The following is a 16305-nucleotide window of genomic DNA, read 5'->3' on the forward strand; positions in this document are numbered from 1 at the left end:
GCGTCGGTCCCGGCCGCGGTCGTACGGTGCGCCGCGTGGGCCGGGGCGGGTCAGGGGTGGCAAGAGGAGCGCGCGCGGCGTTCGTCGCCGTGGTCGTCTGCGGTTCGACGCTGCCGGGTGGCTCGGCGACGGCGCGCACGCGCGTCGGCGCGCCGCAACGGCCGGCGCACCGGGCTGGCATCCTCCGTCCGGCGGTCGCGAACCCGGGCCGCGTGCAGCAGATCGCGGGGCAGGCGGGGTACGCGTTCGACACCGGCACGACGGTGACGGTGAGTACGACGGTCACGGTCCCGACACTGCAGTGCGGCCTCGTGCCGGTGGCCGAGCGATCGTCGCAACCGGGCCTGCAGCAGACGCTCGAGGTCGGCGGCCAGTACGTGATGGTCGAGTCGTTCTGCGCGCCGAGCAGCGGCGGCGGCTACTCGCAGTTCAACCTCATGAACGCGCTGCTGAACGGCCAGCCGTACGACCCGCACGGATTCCTCGGCACGCTTCCCGGTACGCAGATCCAGCTCTCGGAGTCCGTGGACCCGAGCGCGTTGACCGCGACGATCAGCTCGCCCAGCCAGGGCTTCACGAAGACGATCGTCGTGAACGGTTCCTGGGGTGGCAGCGCGTTCGTCGGCGCGATCGACTACTCCGAGAGCGCGAACGGCGGCGTGCCTCCGTACAACCCGGTTCCTTTCGCGTCGACGGACGTGAACGGCGGTCCGCTCGGTGCGTACGTCGCGACGCATCCGAGGTCGGTGCGGCAGAGCTCGGTGTGGGGCCTGGTCATGCAGGACGAGACGTCGGATGTCGGCTCCGGCGACGCGTTCACGATCACGAACTCGAACCTCACGTTGCCGACCGTGTCGGTGTCGACGAAGGGCCCGGTCGCGCGTCCGACGAGCGGCACCGCGACGATCGTGTTCACGGTCGCGTTGTCGTCCGCGCAATCGGATCCCGCGTACCTCGACGACGTCACGCAGGACGGCACCGCGATCGCGGGCACCGACTACGACGCGACGAGCGGCACGCTCGCCTTCCCCGCGGGGACGACGAGTCGGAAGGTTGTTGTCACCGTGCTCCCGGGCGAGCCGACGACGGATGCGGAGCTCGACTTCCTGCTCGAGCTCTCGAACCCGAGCTACGCGTACGTTCCGCAGGGCACCGCGGGCGGCGGCCGCATCCTGACCGGTCCCGCCGTGAGCGCGGTGACCCCGTCGCAGTCGGATGTCGGCCGATTCGCTCCGACGTGGACGATCACCGGATCCGGGTTCACCGGTGCGACCGCGGTCGGCTTCTACTCGGGCAGCGATCGTCTGTTCCACGAGAACCCGAGCAACTTCTCGGTCAACGCGGACGGTACGCAGATCGCGACGCACGCAACGCAGGAAGCAGGGCTCGAGAACCTCCTCCACGAGGAGTTCGGCGATCAGAGCAGTTACGCACTCGACGTGCGCGTCAGCGTCGGCGACGCGACCTCGGTCGCGACGCCCGCGGACGTGATCACGCTGAACGGTCCGATGATCACGGGCGCGCGACCGGGAAGCGTCGACCTCAGCGTGCACCCCGGCCCGGCCTTCACACTGAACGGGAGCGGCTTCACCGGCGCGACGTCGGTCGGCTTCTACACGGGTACGACGCGTCACTTCCATATCGTCGCGAGTCATCTCACCGTCAACGCCGACGGCACGAAGATCACCACCGCCAACATCGACCCGACCGCCATCGCGCAGATCCTTCAGGAAGATCTCGGTGATCCGCCGTGGGTGCTCGACGTGCGCGCCTCGACCGGCGCGATCACGAGCAACGCACAGACCATCACGGTCGGAACCGGACCGGTCGTGAGCAGCGTGACGCCGGCCGAGTCGGATGTCGGCCGGCTCGCGCCGACGTGGACGATCACCGGTTCGCGGTTCACGGGTGCGTCCGCGGTCGGGTTCTATTCGGGCTCACAGCGGCTGTTCCATCTGGACCCGAGCAAGTTCGCGGTCAGCGCCGACGGCACGCAGATCACGACGCACGCGACCGAGGAAGCGGGCATCGAGAACATCCTGCACGAGGAGTTCGGCGATCAGAGCCGCTACACACTCGACGTGCGCGTCACCGTCGACGGATTCGTGTCCGCGGCGGGTCCGACCGACGTGATCACGCTCGACGGTCCGCAGCTCGTGCGGGCGCGCCCGGCCTCGGTGAACCTCGCGCATCACCCGGGGCCGATCTTCACGCTGACGGGAAGCGGCTTGACCGGTGCGACGTCGATCGGGTTCTTCACCGGGTCGATGCGTCACTTCCGCTTCACCGGCACGGTCCTCGAGGTGAGCCCGGACGGCACGCGGCTCACCACGAGCAACACGAACGCGAGCCGGATGGCGCAGATCCTGCAGGAGGACCTCGGTGACGCGCCGTGGGTGCTCGACGTGCGCGTCTCCACCGGCGCGATCACGAGCAATGCCGAGACGATCACCTTCACGAACGGCTCCGCCGCCGGGCCGCAGCAGCGCTTCTAGGTAGACCGCCCCGAGTCGCGCCCGCGAGTCGTCGGCTCGCGTAGCCTGGAGCCGGTTCCGTCACATTCAGGGTGCGCCGGGAAGTCTGGTCGGCACGAGCCGGTGGAGGCGTCCCGATGAGCCGCGACGGATTGCACGACGACGGAATGCATCACGACGGAATGCACCGTCCCCACGTGAATGCCGCGCTGCGAGTCTCGCTCGTGAGCGTGGCGTGGACCGTGTGCGCGAGCGCGGCGTCGATCGTCGTCGGCATCCGCAGCAGTACCGCGGTGCTCGTCGCGTTCGGTGCGATCGGCATCGTCGACGCGATCGGGTCGATCGCGCTGTGCCTCCATTTCCGGCGCGGCCTGCGTGACGACGCACTGTCGAGCACATCGGAGCGCGCGGCGCACCTCGTCGTGCTCGTCGGTCTGTTCTCGGTGGGTCTCGGCGCGATCGCGGTCGGCGCGGTGCGGCTCGCAATGGGCCGCGCCGGTGAAGCGTCCAACGTCGGTGTCGTGCTCGCGGCGGTCTCGTTGGTCGCGCTGAGCGTGTTGTCCGCCCGCAAGGTTCAGGTCGCGCGCCGCGTCGGCAGCGCCGCGTTGCGCTCGGACGGCCATCTCTCTGGAATCGGTGCGATGCAAGCCGCCGTCACGCTGGCGGGCACCGTCGCCACGCGCGCGTTGGGTTGGACATGGGCCGACTCGGTCGCGACGACCGTGATCGGCTGCGTCGCCGTCGCGCTCGCGATCGCGACCTGGCGCGTCGAACGCCGGGCGACGCTCACCGGCCACCCGTAGGGCGCGCCGACGCCCACGGCACCGCCCGCGTAGCGCGCGACGATTGCGGCCGGGACTCGTCGGGTTCTGATCACGACGCGCACCTCCGCGCCGCGACCGTGGGTGGCTGACGCCACCGGTGGAAGGGCCCGAAGGCCTGGCGCGCTTACGAAGCCGAACGGGTGCGGCGCGGATTGCGGGAGCGGCGACGACCGGATCGCGGGTTCGCCGGACGCGCGGCCCGCTCGTTGTGTGCTCGCGACTTGTCCGCTTCTGACGGCGCGAACTGCGCCCGGAGCGCTCGGCCCTCCGCGCGCTGCTCGCGAGTGACGAGGCTCACGACGGTGCCCGTGGCGCCGGCGCGGCCGGTGCGTCCCGAACGGTGCACGTACGTCTTCGCGTCGGCGGGCAGATCGAAGTGGACGACGCAGGCCACGTCGTCGACGTGGACGCCGCGCGCGGCGACATCGGTCGCGACGATCGCGCTGAGACGCGCGGCCTTGAATCGCGCGAGCGTCTGATCACGCTTGTTCTGCGACAGACCGCCGTGGATGGCCGCGGCCTCGATGCCGGCGGCGCGCAGCTGCTTCGAGATGCGGTCGGCACGGTGACGGGTGCGGCAGAAGACGATCGTGGGGCCTTCGGCGCGGATCAGCTCTGCGGTGTGATCGACGAGCGCGCCCGGCTCCAGGTCGACGAAGCGGTGCTCGAGCTTCTGCTCCTGGCCCGCCGCCGCCGCGACGGTGTGCCGGCGCGGGTCGCGCTGGTAACCCGTGGTCAACGCCGAGATGTCGCCGTCGAGGGTCGCCGAGAACAGCAGGGTCTGGCGCGTCGAGGGCGTGCGGTCGATCAGCTTCCGCACGACGGGAAGGAACCCCATGTCGGCCATGCGGTCGGCCTCGTCGATGACGACGATCTCGATCTGGTCGAGCACGACGGCCGCGCGGTCGACGAGGTCCTGCAGCCGGCCGGGGCACGCGACGAGGATCTCGACGCCGCGGCGCAGCGCGCGCAGCTGCTGCTCGTAGCCCACGCCGCCGTACACGGCGAGCACGCGCTTGCGACGCGTGGTGGCGAGCGGGGCCAACTCCGCGCTGATCTGCGCGGCGAGCTCACGCGTCGGCGCGAGCACGAGTGCGCGCGGCCGCTTGGGCGCGGCGCGACCGACGCGCGCGACGAGCGGGATACCGAACGCCAGGGTCTTGCCCGATCCGGTCGGAGCCTCGACGCAGAGGTCGTGGCCGGCGAGGCCGTCGGCGATCGTGGCGGTCTGGACGGGGAACGGGGCGGTGATGCCGCGCGCTTCGAGCGCGACGACGAGTTCGGCGGAGACGCCGAGTTCTGAGAACGACAAGAGAGAATCCTCTGATAGTTGCGAACGCTGGTGACGATCGACGCAGCGTTTCGAGCAACGAGGACCGAGTGTGGGAAGACTCCCACGAAGCGTGTCGCTCAGGAGCGACCCGCCATGGTAACCGCTCCGCGTGGCGAAGCCGGGCCTCGGCGGCCCCGAGGCGGCAGATCCGGAGAAACGGGGTTGGTCGTTCAGTCCGCGCGAGCGGCCCACGAAGGCCTGCCGGTCACGTCCGCTCGATGCGCGCCGTGCCCTCTCGACTTCGTCGTCGCTGCGACTGATGACCGCCAGCTTCCATGAGGAGCGCAGAGCGAGCAATCTGGGCGGCGTATGGCAGGACTTGATGTTCCGACCTTGATCGTTTCGGACGCGGCCGCGTTTCGCGCCTGGCTTGACGCGCATTGCGACCGTTCCGACGGTGTTTGGTTGGTCCTCGCCAAGAAAGGCATGACTGACCCGACCAGCCTGACCTATGCCGCGGCTCTGGAAGAAGCGCTATGCCAGGGATGGATCGACGGCCAGAAGCGAAGCCGCGACGCCGCGACGTTCGCGCAGCGGTTCACTCCCAGGCGCCGCACGAGTCAGTGGTCGAAGCGCAATCTCCGCATATCCGAGGAACTGATCGCGGCGGGCCGGATGCGGCCGTCCGGGCTCGCTGAGATCGACCAAGCCAAGGCCGATGGCCGCTGGGCCGCCGCGTATTCGGGACAGGCAGAGGCATCGGTTCCGGCCGATCTCGCGGCCGCATTGGCGGCCAACTCTGCTGCGCAGAAGATGTTCGCCGACCTGAGCGGGGCCAACCGATACGCGGTGTTGTACCGCATCGAAACCGCGAAGCGTGCCGAGACTCGCTCTCGTCGGGTCGATCAATTCGTAGAGATGCTGGCTCGTGGCGAAACGATCCATCCCCAGCAACGCGCCCGACCGGTATAGCCCGGTCGTCACCTACAGATCTGCCGATCGGCCCGCGCGCAGAGCGGTGGCGGATCGGGCGTTGTGAGCGCGTGGCCGACTGCCACGGCGTTCCGAGGAGTGGGCCTGACGCGGGCAAGCCCACGACATCGATCGGAAGCAGCTGCGGGAAAGCAGCGGGTCTCGCGGCGCGATCTGCAATACGGAGCTCACTCAACTCGACGGCCTGGAGGCGAGTCGGCGACGAGACTCGCATTCGCCGTCGCGCCGGTCCCGCGGGGTCGGCGCCTGAGCGCGATCGACGCCGGAGCACCGGCGCAGCGTGTCACCTGCAGCAATGTTGGTTGGTCGGGGCGCCGGGATTTGAACCCGGGACCTCAGCGTCCCGAACGCTGCGCGCTAACCAAGCTGCGCTACGCCCCGTGGGAGAGATGAGTGTAGTGGTCGAGCCTGCGAAGGCCTCCGGTCAATCAGCCGTGTCCGGGGGTGCCGCGGCGAGCGCGGCGAGAACGGTCTCCGCGAGCTCGGGGCGGCACACGAGCAGGTCGGGGAGATACGGATCGGGCTGGTTGTAGACGAGGGGCGAGCCGTCGAGTCGCGACACGTGCAGCCCCGCGGCCGCGGCGACGCCGACCGGCGCGGCCGAGTCCCACTCGTACTGTCCGCCGCCATGCGCGTAGACGTCGGCTTCGCCGCGCACGACCGCCATCGTCTTGGCGCCCGCCGAGCCCATCGGCACGAGCTCGGCCGTCATCGTCGACGCGAGGAACTCGGTCACCTTCGGTGGCCGCGTGCGGCTGACGACGAGGCGGACTGCGCCGGCGTGCGCCGGCGCGAGCGAGGGCGGGTTCGCGGTCGACAGCACCTCGCCCAGCGCGGGCAACGCGACCGCGGCCGCGACCGGCGTGCCCGCGACGACGAGCGCGACGTGCACGGCCCAGTCGGGTCGTCCGAACTCCGCGAACTCGCGCGTGCCGTCGAGCGGGTCGACGATCCAGACGCGCTCGGCCGCGAGTCGGATCGGGTCGTCCTTCGACTCCTCCGACAACACCGCGTCGTCGGGTCGCTCACGCGCGAGCTCGGCGAGGATCAGCTCGTTGCTCGTGAGGTCGCCGCGGCTGCGCGTCGTCTTGTCGTCGACGCCTTCTGACTGCGCGGTCGCGCGCACCTCGAGCAGCAGCTCGCCGGCCCGCTGCGCGATCGCGGCGGCCAGCTCGTCGTCGGAGAGGGCGGTCACGCGTCGGCCGCGGCGTCGGCGGCTTCGCGCTCTTCACTCGCGATGCGCTCGGCCCGCTCCGCGAGCAGTCGCTTCGCCGTCCGCCGGAGCGTGCCCGCGTCGACCGGCTTCACGAGCACGGCCTCCACGTCGGCGCGCGTCGCGAGGAAGCGGTCGGCCTCGCGGTCGAGCAGCAACAGGAGCGTGCTGTGCGGGAGCCGCCACGCCGACTCCTCGTTGCGCAGGTCGATCGCGACGGCGATCCCGCCCATGTTGGCGATCTGGAGGTCGAGCACCACGAGGTCGGGGTCGTGCTCGAGCACCGCGCCCTTGACCTCCTGGCCGCGCGTGACCTCGACCACTTCCTGGCCCGGCCCGACGAAGGCGGTGCGCACCTGGTTGCGCACCCACTCGGCTTCGGCGGCGACGAGGATCGTGGTCACGGCCGGGGACGTTACTCGCCGAAGATCTCGGCGCCGATCTCGGAGAGGGCGTCGAGGTCGTGCACGTCGTGGGCGAGGAACGGCACGTACGCGACCGCGGCGTCGCCGACCCACTCCTCGAGGTCGGCGAGGTGCGAGCGCTCTCGCGCCGCGATCTCGTTGAAGTCGGCGAGGTTGTCGTAGAGCGCGGCGAGGCGTACGCCCGCGTCGCCGTCGACGGTGCGTAGCTCGCCCGCACGCAGCCGCAAACCCTCGGCGAGCTCGTCGCCGAACGCGGGATGCACGCGGTTGACGATCAGGGCCGCGATCGACCGATCCTCCGACGCGAGCCGGCGCGCGAAGTACGACGCCTCGTCGATCGCGTCGCGACGCGGCGAAGTGACGAGCACGAACGCGGCACCGCCGTCGGCGAGGAGCGCGCGCACGCGGGTCGCGCGGTCGCGAAACCCGGCTTCCATGCCCTCGAACGCTCGGAAGAACGCGACGATGTCGTCGACGACCTCGGTACCGACGACGCGCGAGATCGTGCGCAGGAACGTCTGCACCGCGACGCTGGCGACGCGCAGATACGCGCGCGTCGGCATCATCAAGAGACGGAAGATGCGGTTGTCGAGCATGCGCAACAGCCGGTCGGGCGCGTCGAGGAAGTCGAGCGCGTGTCGCGTCGGCGGCGTGTCGACGACGATGAGCTCGAAGCCACCGTCGTCGTGCAGCTCGTACAGCTTCTCCATCGCCATGTACTCCTGCGTGCCCGAGAGCGCGCCCGAGACGTTGCGGTAGAAGCCGTTGTCGAGGATCCGCTGCGCCTGTTCCTCACCGCCCGCGTACCGCGTGACGAGACGGTCGAACGTCGTCTTGGTGTCGAGCATGAGCGCGGAGAGACGACCGCCGCGCGGCGCCGCGCCCGACGGATCCCACATCGCGCGCGGCACCTCCGACGGCGAGTCCGAGAGCTCGTCGAGTCCCAACGCGTTCGCGAGCCGCTTCGCCGGATCGATCGTGACGACGACCGCGTCGCGCCCTCGACGTGCGGCCGCCTGCGCGATCACCGCCGCGGTCGTGGTCTTGCCGACACCGCCGCTGCCGCAGCAGATGATGATCGAGTCCTTCTCGATCAGCTGAGCGAGCGCCGGGTTCGTCACGACCCAACTGCGGAGGGTTCGGGCAGCAGCTCGATCTGCGCGGTCAACGCGTCGGCGAGGTGATGGATCTCGCGGCGGCCGAGCTCGGAGTGGAACAGGAACGGCAACCGCAGCTGGGGCAACGGCAACCGGTCCGCGAGGCGCGCCGCCTGCTCCTGCTGGATCGCGTACCGCGCGGCGCGAAACTCGGCCGCGTGCGCGAGGTCTTCGGCTTCGCGCGGCGACACGAACCGGTCGATCGTCGTCGCGTCGGCCGCGATCGCGTCGGGAGCCGCCGCCGCGAGCGCGTACTCGGGCGCGTCGTAGCACCCGTTCACCACCACCGGTCCGAGTGCGACGCCGGCGCGGTCCTCGATCGCGAACGCGGTGTCGACGAGCTCGTTGACGGGCGTCTCTTCCGGAATCGTCACGAGGATCACCTGGCAGCGCAGCGGATCCGACAGCAGCTCGATGACGTCCTGCGCCTGCTTGCGCACCGGACCGACACGCACCGCGTCGACGAGACCGCGCGCCGAGAGCAGGAACGAGATCGCGTGCCCGGCCGCGGGCGCGTCGAGCACGATGAGATCCGCGGTGCGGTCCTGCTCGATGCTCTTCACCTTGCCGAGCACGAGGATGTCCTTCATCCCGGGCACCGCGGTCGCGACCACGTCGAGCGCGCCCGACGCCGCGAGGCGTTTCGAGATGCGCTTCATGCCGTGGCTCACGAGGTAGTCGAGGAGCGCGGCGTCCGGCGTGAGCGTGCGGGCGATGATGCCGTCGTCGAGGTGCGCTTCGTCGTAGGTGAGCGCGGGGCGATCGAAGGCGGACGCGAGCCCCGATTTGCCCTCGACTTCCACGATGAGCACGCTCATGCCCGTGCGGGCCGCGGCCACCGCGAGTGCGGCGGTCACGGTGGTCTTTCCGACTCCACCCTTGCCCGCCACGATCACGACGCGCGACGTGGAGCAGAAACGGGCCGGCTCCATCCCCTGCATGCTACGGGAGTGACGATGCGACCCTTCCACCAACGTCGGCGCTGGTGGATGGGGGTGTGCGCCGCCGTCGCGCTCGCTGCGCCGCTGCTCGGCGCGTTCGCCGGAGCCGCCCGCGCGGCGACACCCGCGTCGCTCCCCGGCATCGACGTCGTGCAGGTGCAAGGGCTCGTCGATCCGCCGAACGCGAGCCTGATTCGCGGCGCGATCGACCGCGCCGAGCACCGCCACTCGACGCTGCTCGTGTTCCAACTCGACTCCAGCGGCGCGGTCGACGTCGACGTCGCCGCGCTCGCGAAGCGCATTCACGAGGCGACCGTGCCGATCGCGGTGTGGATCGGGCCGACCGGCTCGACCGCGCGCGGTGGCGCCGCGGTGCTCGCGGAGTCGGCCGCGGTGCTGTCGATCACACCCGGATCACACGTCGGTCCTGCGACGCCGGTGCGCCTCGATCATCCCGGCGACGAGATCGCGCCGTCGGTCGACGCGTGGATCGCGGCGAACGTGCCGTCGTCGCGCCAGAGCGCGACGAAGCGGCTCTTCGACGGCGCGCGTCTGAACGCCGACGACGCGGGCGCGTCGCACACCGTCGACCGCGTCGACAACGTGCTCGGCGACCTCGTCGTCGGCCTCGACAACAAGACCGTGCAGACCGCGGCCGGCGCGCGCCGCCTCTCGACCGCGACCGTCATCGGCACCGGGCGCGGCCGGCGCAAGCAGCCGAACCAGGACGTCCGCTTCTCCAAGCTCGGACTCGGCGATCAGCTGCTGCACACACTCGACGGCCCGTGGGTCGCGTACATGCTGTTCGTCGCGGGCCTCGCGCTGCTGGTGTTCGAGTTCTACACGGCGTCGATCGGGCTCGCGGGGCTCGTCGGCGCGCTCGCGCTCGTCGGCGGCCTCACCGGCTTCTCGCACCTCCCGGTGCAGTGGTGGGCGGTCGGTCTCCTCATGTTCGGCATCTTCGGGTTCACCGTCGATGTGCAGGCGGGCACGCTCGGTGTGTGGACGGGCATCGGTGCCGCCGGGCTCGTCGCGGGCTCGCTCACGCTCTACGGCGGCTCGTCGCGCCTCGACCCGACGTGGTGGTCGATCGTGATCGTGTGCGGGTTGACGGCCACCTTCATGGTCGGCGGCATGACCGCGATGATCCGATCGCGTTTCGCGACGCCGACGGTGGGGCGCGAGGGGCTCGTGGGCGAGATGGGCACCGCGGAGGTGGCGGTCGATCCCGATGGTGTCGTCCGACTACGTGGCGCGCGATGGCGCGCGCGCACGAATCGCGCGACACCGATCCCGGCGGGCGATGCGATCCGTGTCGTGGCCATCGACGGCCTCGTGCTCGAAGTGGAACCCGAGAGCGGCGGCGCGCGCGAAATCCATACCTGACCCTTGTCGGGGAGAAGCAACGGGCAGTACCTTCCGCCGCGTTGCCCACTCCGAGGGGGGAAAGGGATGCTGGCAACCGGGACGGTCGCTGACATTTGGCAGGTCAAAGCCGCCTGCCGGGGTCCTGAGTCGCGCGTCTTCTTTCCGCCGACATGGCCGGAGCGACGCGAGGAACGGGACGCGCGCGAGAACCGCGCCAAGGCGATCTGCAACGCGTGTGCCGTGCGCGTGGCGTGCCTCGAGTACGCGCTGCAGATCCGCGAGCCGCACGGCATCTGGGGCGGTCTCACCGAGAACGAGCGCCGCGCGGTGCTCGATCGTCGCTCGGGGTAGCGCCGCGCGAACCGACCCGTAAGCTCGGGCCATGTCATCCGAACCGCAGGTCCGCTTCGAGATGTCGATCTCGGAGAACGAGGTCGTCGGCGTCTATTCGAACTTCCTCGGCGTGTGGCACACACCACACGAGTTCACGCTCGACTTCGCGGTCACGCAGCCCGCGATGCCGGGTACCGACGAGGACGGGAACGCGGTGACGCGGGTTCCGTGCCAGGTTGTCGCACGCGTGCGGGTTCCACCGACCGTCCTGTTCGATTTCCTGCGGACGATCAACGAGAACCTCTCGAACTACGAGTCGAGCTTCGGTTCGATCCAGCGGCCGGACACGGGCGGCATCGTCTACCCGCCCGACGAGTAGTTCGCCGCCCGCGGACCGGCGATGCGCTCGTCGCCGCGTCGACGGGTGATGCCTTCGGAATCGAGCCGCGTCGCGATCGGCACGACAAACTTGCGAGTCGAGCCGAGCAGATCGCGCACATCGGACAGCTTGAGCGCCGGCCGCGTGTCGAGCGCGCGGCTCACGCGCCGGCGCGCCTCCTCGACCGCTTCCGCGGCGAAGTAGATCCCGTCGAGCGCCACGACCGCGCCGTCCTTCACGAGCACGCGCACCACGTCGGCGCCGACGCCTACCTCTGCCGGCGACGGCGGCGCGAACGGCGCGGCGCGCAATGCGTCGAGAAACCGCTGCGCGTCCGCCGGCAGTGTCGATGCGGCGCCGGTCGACACCACGTCGCGCTCCACGCGTAGCCGTTCGTCGGTCGCGAGCACCGCGCGCAGGCGGGGAACGTCGAGATCGAGGCGCGACGCGAGCACCGCGAGATCGATGCCGCGCTCGACGGGGTGGTCGCGCTCGTGGCGCTCGGTCACCGCGACGGCGCGCGCGAGCAGCGCGTCTCGAGTGTCGGTCGCGACCGTCCACACGCCGACGACCGCCGCGTGGCCCCCGGCGACGACCGCGTCGAGCATTGTCTGCGCGCCGGCGAGATCCGTGCCTGCGAGCGCGTCGACGTCGTTGGCGCGCGCCCACGGCCGCGCCGCGAGCACACGTTCACCGAGCGGTCGGTCGAGGCGCGCGGGCGCGTCCGCGGCGCGTCGAGTCGGCGCGACGTCGAGCACGGTCGCGCCCGCGACGGTCGTGCGTCGAGCCGACGATCGCAGCACGAGCCGGTCGCCCGGCGCGAGAGGGAGGTGCGTGCCGGCGAGGCGGACGCGCACGAAGCGCGGATCGTCGAGCGCGCGCACGTGCGCGGGATGCACACCCGAGCCGACGTGCGCCTGGAGCACACCGCGCGTCACCGGCTCCTCGCCCGGCACCATCGTGAGCTCCGCGTCGAACGCGGTCACCGGCAACCACTGGCCGGGCACGACGAGCGCGTCGCCGCGCGCGACGTCGCCCCGCTCGATGCCCGCGAGGTTCACGGCGACGCGTGCGCCCGGCTCCGCGCGTGTCAGCCGGTCGTGGTGCGACTCGATACCGCGCACCCGCGCCCGCCGACCCGACGGCTCGACCACGACCTCGTCGTCGACCGCGAGCGATCCGCCGCCGAGCGTCCCCGTGACGACCGTTCCCGCGCCGCGCGCCGCGAACGAACGGTCGACCCAAAGTCGCGGACGACCACGATCGGCCGCCGCGGGCGCGGCCGCGAGCACGCGCGTGAGCGTGGCCTTCACGTCGTCGAGACCACGACCCGACACCGCGTCGGCCACGACCACGGGCCAGTCGCCGAGCGGCCGGTGCTCGAAGCGGTCCGCGAGCTCCAGCTGCGCGAGCTCGAGCGTGTCGGTGTCGACGAGGTCGGCCTTCGTGACGACGACGAGCCCGTGCCCGACGCCGAGCAGCTCGAGGATGCGCGCGTGCTCTTCGGTCTGCGGCTTCCAACCCTCGTTGGCGGCGACGACGAGCATCGCGACCTCGACCGCGCCGACCCCGGCGAGCATGTTCTTGATGAAGCGGATGTGACCGGGCACGTCGACGAAGCCGACGACGTCGCCGCCGAGCTCTGTGAACGCGAAGCCGAGGTCGATCGTCAGCCCGCGCGCCTTCTCCTCCGGGAAGCGATCCGGATCGGTGCCGGTGAGCGCGAGCACGAGCGTCGACTTGCCGTGATCGACATGACCCGCGGTCGCGACGACGCGCATCCGATCAGCGCTCGATCAGCGAGTGCAGCGCGCGGCCCAACCGTTCGTCGTCCTCCGGATCGACGGTGCGCAGGTCGCAGACGACCGCACCGTCGCGTCCGATCGCCACGATGCGCTCGACGCGCAGGCACGCGAGCGCGGCGTCGACGTCGAGCACCTCGAGCGCAACGCCGGCCGACGGGATCGTGCGGCCGGGTACCGAGCCCCCGCCCGCCGCGGCCTCCGTGTCGACCACCGTCGCTTCCGGCATCCTGTTCGCGATCGCGCGTGCGCGGTCACGCAATGCTGCGACCGGTGTCGCGGCCATGCGCCACAGCGGCACTTCCGCGCCGTCGTCGCGGAGGTACGCGAGCGCGACCGCTTCGAGCGCCGCGAGCGTCACCTTGTCGGGCCGCAGCGCGCGTGCCAGCGGGTGCTGCGCAAGCTGCGCGACGACCGCCGCCCGGCCGACGATCACACCCGCCTGCGGACCGCCGAGCAGCTTGTCGCCCGAGAACGTGACGAGTTGCGCGCCCGCGGCGAGGCACTGGCGCACGCCGGGCTCGTCGCCCAGCCACTTCGGTGGCGACGCGAGCCAGGGCGTGCGCGTGTCGAGCAAACCCGAACCCGCGTCGACGACGACCGCAGGACCGAGCGTCGCGAGCTCGGCGACCGGCGTCGCCTCGGTGAAGCCGACCATGCGGTAGTTCGACGCGTGCACCTTCAACACGAGCGCGGTGTCGTCGGTGATCGCGCGTTCGTAGTCGGCGCGGCGCGTGCGGTTCGTCGTGCCGACCTCGACGAGGCGCGCGCCGGTCTCCGCGAGGATCTCGGGCACGCGGAAGCCGCCGCCGATCTCGACGAGCTCGCCGCGCGACACGATCACGTCACGACCGCGCGCGAGCGCCGCGAGCACGAGCAGCACCGCGGCCGCGTTGTTGTTGACGACGAGCCCGGCTTCCGCTCCGCACGCGAGCGCGAGCAACGCGGCCGCGTGGTCCTGGCGCGAGCCGCGCCGGCCGGTATCGAGCCCGTACTCGAGGTTCGTGTAGCCCGCGGCCGCGCGCATGGCCTCGATCGCGTCGGCGCCGAGTGGGGCGCGCCCGAGGTTCGTGTGCAGCAACACGCCGGTCGCGTTCACGACCGGCCCGAGGAGGCCGGCGCGCCGGGACGCGAGGCGATCGGCGGCGGCGCGCACGACGGCGTCGAACACGGCCGTCGCGTCGTCGGCGCCGTTGCGCCCGAGCCCTTCGCCGGCGTGCTTCACCGCCTGGCGGGCGCACTCGACGACGACCGGATGCGGCAGGCCGGCGGTCGAACCGCCGGCGGCGAGCGCCGCGAGCACCTGCTCGACGCTCGGCAACGACCGCCGCGGGTCCATCGGCGGAGCGTAGGGGCGGGAAGGATCACCGGCCCACCCACGTAGACTTGCTCCGTGACTCCCGTGCGCGAGGCGGCGACGCTCATCTTGGTCGCCGACCGCCCTGACCTGCATGTCTTCATGCTCCGGCGCAACCCGCGGTCGGTGTTCGGCCCTGGCGCATCGGTCTTCCCGGGCGGCGCGATCGATCCCGCCGACCGCGACGCGGCCTTGACACAGCGGGTCGTCGGGCTCGACGACCGCGCCGCGAGCGCCCGGCTCGGTGTCCCCGCCGCCGGCCTTCGGATCTGGGTCGCGGCGCTGCGGGAGACGCTCGAGGAAGCCGGGATCGTCCTCGCCCCGAGTCCGCCCGATGCCGTCGCGCTCGAAGGCGCCCGGATCGCGCTCAACACGGGCGAGCGCGGATTCGCCGACCTGCTGCGCGCGCACGAACTGACCCTCGACGCCGGCGACGTCCACCTCTTCTCCCACTGGCTCACGCCCGAGGGCGCGCCCCGTCGCTACGACACGTGGTTCCTCGTCGCGCCCGCGCCCGCGGGACAAGAGGGCAGTCACGACGACGGCGAGCTCGTGCACTCCCAGTGGGTCCGGCCCGCCGACGCGATCGCGGGTCACGAGCGCGGCGATCTCGAGCTCATCTTCCCGACCTACCGCACGCTGCGCGTGCTCGAGACGTTCGGCACGGCGACCGCGTTGCTCGACGCAGTGCGAGCGGCGAACGCCGACGCGACGCAGCCTCCCCTCGTCGTCGCCGACGCGTCGGGTCAACGGGTCGCGCTGAACGACGAGGAACGCGCCACCGCCACGCGCGGCTGGCGCGCGCTGACCTCGCAGCCTCATGTCGATCTCGCGGCGATGGACGCCGACTACCGACCCGGGCCCGCGAGCCTCGCCGGTCGACGAGGTGTCGCCTGATGGCCGACATGACACCCGGAGTCGCGAGCGCGCTCTCGCCGTTGGTGCGGCGCGTCGTCGCACCCAATCCCGGTCTGATGACCGGCCCCGGAACGAACACGTATCTCGTCGGCATCGACGAGGTTGCCGTGATCGACCCGGGACCCGACGAGAAGACGCACGTCGATGCCATCATCGGCGCGTCGATGGCCGAGCGCGTGCGCTGGGTGCTGCTCACGCACACGCACCCCGACCACTGGCCCGCGGCCGTCACCATCGCGAAGAAGACGGGCGCGCAGATCGCGGGGTTCGGCAAGTTCCCGAAGGCCGACGGGGTGACCCTGAAGCTCGACCGCGTGCTGAACGACGGCGATGTCGTCGAGGGCACGGAGTTCGGTCTCGAGGTGCTGCACACGCCGGGGCACGCGCCGAACCACCTGTGCTTCCTCCTCGAAGAGGAGCGCGTGCTCTTCACCGGCGACCACGTGCTCGACGGCACCACGACCGTCGTGAGCCCGCAGCGCGGCGGCGACATGGCGCAGTACCTCGCGTCGCTCGACCGGTTGCGCAAGCTGCGCCGCATCGCGCGCATCTGTCCCGCGCACGGTGACGTGATCGAGGAACCGCAGGCGCGTCTCGACGAGTACATGAAGCACCGCCGCCTGCGCGAGCGCCAGATCCTGAAGCTGCTCGGTGAGGGACCGACGAAGGTCACCGACATCGTCGGCCGCCTCTACACCGATACGCCCGAGGGCCTGCTCGACATGGCCGGCCGCCAGGTCCACGCCCATCTCATCAAGCTGAAGAACGAGGGCAAGGTGGAGGGCACCGGCGTGCGCTCCGCGTGGAAGCTCGCGTAGAAAGAGCGGCCGAAGGCGAGCGCGGAGCCA

The 16305-nt window shown here is 71.3% G+C and carries 15 protein-coding genes and 1 tRNA gene; 8 read left to right on the forward strand and 8 right to left on the reverse strand.

Annotation, left to right across the window (positions count from 1 at the left end; genetic code table 11):
- The first annotated feature begins 56 nt into the window (after positions 1-56).
- Complete coding sequence (locus VH914_05950; GenBank protein ID HEX4490732.1) at positions 57-2495, forward strand: Calx-beta domain-containing protein; 2439 nt, start codon at positions 57-59, stop codon at positions 2493-2495.
- Positions 2496-2611: 116 nt separating this feature from the next.
- Positions 2612-3277 carry a hypothetical protein gene (locus VH914_05955; GenBank protein ID HEX4490733.1) on the forward strand — a complete coding sequence of 222 codons (666 nt, stop codon included), beginning with the start codon at positions 2612-2614 and terminating at the stop codon, positions 3275-3277.
- Positions 3278-3422: 145 nt separating this feature from the next.
- On the opposite strand, the gene VH914_05960 is transcribed toward VH914_05955, so the two are convergent.
- Complete coding sequence (locus tag VH914_05960) at positions 3423-4610, reverse strand: DEAD/DEAH box helicase (protein HEX4490734.1); 1188 nt, start codon at positions 4608-4610, stop codon at positions 3423-3425.
- 330 nt (positions 4611-4940) lie between these two features.
- Here VH914_05960 and VH914_05965 point away from each other — a divergent pair, with 330 nt between their 5' ends.
- Positions 4941-5543 carry a YdeI/OmpD-associated family protein gene (locus VH914_05965; protein HEX4490735.1) on the forward strand — a complete coding sequence of 201 codons (603 nt, stop codon included), beginning with the start codon at positions 4941-4943 and terminating at the stop codon, positions 5541-5543.
- Positions 5544-5867: 324 nt separating this feature from the next.
- On the opposite strand, the gene VH914_05970 is transcribed toward VH914_05965, so the two are convergent.
- The 5 genes from VH914_05970 to VH914_05990 form a co-directional block, all read right to left on the reverse strand.
- A tRNA-Pro gene (locus tag VH914_05970) sits at positions 5868-5945 on the reverse strand.
- A gap of 43 nt (positions 5946-5988) precedes the next feature.
- Positions 5989-6759, reverse strand: coding sequence for a 3'(2'),5'-bisphosphate nucleotidase CysQ (locus VH914_05975; GenBank protein HEX4490736.1), 771 nt, complete (start codon positions 6757-6759; stop codon positions 5989-5991).
- Positions 6756-7181, reverse strand: coding sequence for a response regulator (locus VH914_05980; protein ID HEX4490737.1), 426 nt, complete (start codon positions 7179-7181; stop codon positions 6756-6758). The genes VH914_05975 and VH914_05980 overlap by 4 nt, the downstream gene beginning before the upstream one ends.
- A gap of 11 nt (positions 7182-7192) precedes the next feature.
- Positions 7193-8323: an ArsA-related P-loop ATPase gene (locus VH914_05985; GenBank protein ID HEX4490738.1), complete on the reverse strand. Its 1131-nt coding sequence runs from the start codon at positions 8321-8323 to the stop codon at positions 7193-7195.
- Positions 8320-9291 carry an ArsA-related P-loop ATPase gene (locus VH914_05990; protein ID HEX4490739.1) on the reverse strand — a complete coding sequence of 324 codons (972 nt, stop codon included), beginning with the start codon at positions 9289-9291 and terminating at the stop codon, positions 8320-8322. Before VH914_05990 ends, VH914_05985 begins: the two co-directional genes overlap by 4 nt.
- Positions 9292-9315: 24 nt before the next feature.
- On the opposite strand from VH914_05990, the gene VH914_05995 reads away from it, so the two are divergent.
- The 3 genes from VH914_05995 (at position 9316) to VH914_06005 (ending at position 11380) form a co-directional block, all read left to right on the forward strand.
- Positions 9316-10686, forward strand: a complete 1371-nt coding sequence (locus VH914_05995) for an NfeD family protein (GenBank protein HEX4490740.1) — start codon at positions 9316-9318, stop codon at positions 10684-10686.
- A gap of 66 nt (positions 10687-10752) precedes the next feature.
- A complete protein-coding gene (locus tag VH914_06000) occupies positions 10753-11019 on the forward strand; it encodes a WhiB family transcriptional regulator (GenBank protein ID HEX4490741.1) in 267 nt (88 codons plus the stop codon).
- A gap of 31 nt (positions 11020-11050) precedes the next feature.
- The gene (locus tag VH914_06005) at positions 11051-11380 is read left to right on the forward strand and encodes a DUF3467 domain-containing protein (protein ID HEX4490742.1); all 330 of its coding nucleotides are present in this window, start codon (positions 11051-11053) and stop codon (positions 11378-11380) included.
- Here VH914_06005 and selB read toward each other — a convergent pair.
- Both selB and selA read right to left on the reverse strand, forming a co-directional pair.
- Positions 11362-13161, reverse strand: coding sequence for a selenocysteine-specific translation elongation factor (gene selB, locus VH914_06010; protein HEX4490743.1), 1800 nt, complete (start codon positions 13159-13161; stop codon positions 11362-11364). The two genes, VH914_06005 and selB, sit on opposite strands and share 19 nt — an antisense overlap.
- Before the next feature lie 4 nt (positions 13162-13165).
- Positions 13166-14521, reverse strand: coding sequence for an L-seryl-tRNA(Sec) selenium transferase (selA, locus tag VH914_06015; GenBank protein ID HEX4490744.1), 1356 nt, complete (start codon positions 14519-14521; stop codon positions 13166-13168).
- 54 nt (positions 14522-14575) lie between these two features.
- Between selA and VH914_06020 the strand changes: the two genes are divergently transcribed.
- Positions 14576-15436 (forward strand): NUDIX hydrolase, encoded by an 861-nt coding sequence (locus VH914_06020; protein ID HEX4490745.1) that lies wholly within the window; start codon positions 14576-14578, stop codon positions 15434-15436.
- Positions 15436-16275, forward strand: coding sequence for an MBL fold metallo-hydrolase (locus VH914_06025; GenBank protein ID HEX4490746.1), 840 nt, complete (start codon positions 15436-15438; stop codon positions 16273-16275). The genes VH914_06020 and VH914_06025 overlap by 1 nt, the downstream gene beginning before the upstream one ends.
- Positions 16276-16305: the final 30 nt, after the last annotated feature.

The sequence above is a fragment of the Acidimicrobiia bacterium genome (assembly GCA_036271555.1).
Taxonomy (GTDB): Bacteria; Actinomycetota; Acidimicrobiia; order IMCC26256; family PALSA-610; genus DATBAK01.

What these genes read in the sequence shown, in the direction of transcription:
- selA (HEX4490744.1), bottom strand. Translation starts at nt 14,521, where the DNA reads ATGGACCCGCGGCGGTCGTTGCCGAGCGTCGAGCAGGTGCTCGCGGCG.
- VH914_06025 (HEX4490746.1), top strand. Translation starts at nt 15,436, where the DNA reads ATGGCCGACATGACACCCGGAGTCGCGAGCGCGCTCTCGCCGTTGGTG.
- VH914_05965 (HEX4490735.1), top strand. Translation starts at nt 4,941, where the DNA reads ATGGCAGGACTTGATGTTCCGACCTTGATCGTTTCGGACGCGGCCGCG.
- VH914_06000 (HEX4490741.1), top strand. Translation starts at nt 10,753, where the DNA reads ATGCTGGCAACCGGGACGGTCGCTGACATTTGGCAGGTCAAAGCCGCC.
- VH914_05995 (HEX4490740.1), top strand. Translation starts at nt 9,316, where the DNA reads ATGCGACCCTTCCACCAACGTCGGCGCTGGTGGATGGGGGTGTGCGCC.
- VH914_06005 (HEX4490742.1), top strand. Translation starts at nt 11,051, where the DNA reads ATGTCATCCGAACCGCAGGTCCGCTTCGAGATGTCGATCTCGGAGAAC.
- VH914_05955 (HEX4490733.1), top strand. Translation starts at nt 2,612, where the DNA reads ATGAGCCGCGACGGATTGCACGACGACGGAATGCATCACGACGGAATG.
- selB (HEX4490743.1), bottom strand. Translation starts at nt 13,161, where the DNA reads ATGCGCGTCGTCGCGACCGCGGGTCATGTCGATCACGGCAAGTCGACG.
- VH914_05990 (HEX4490739.1), bottom strand. Translation starts at nt 9,291, where the DNA reads ATGGAGCCGGCCCGTTTCTGCTCCACGTCGCGCGTCGTGATCGTGGCG.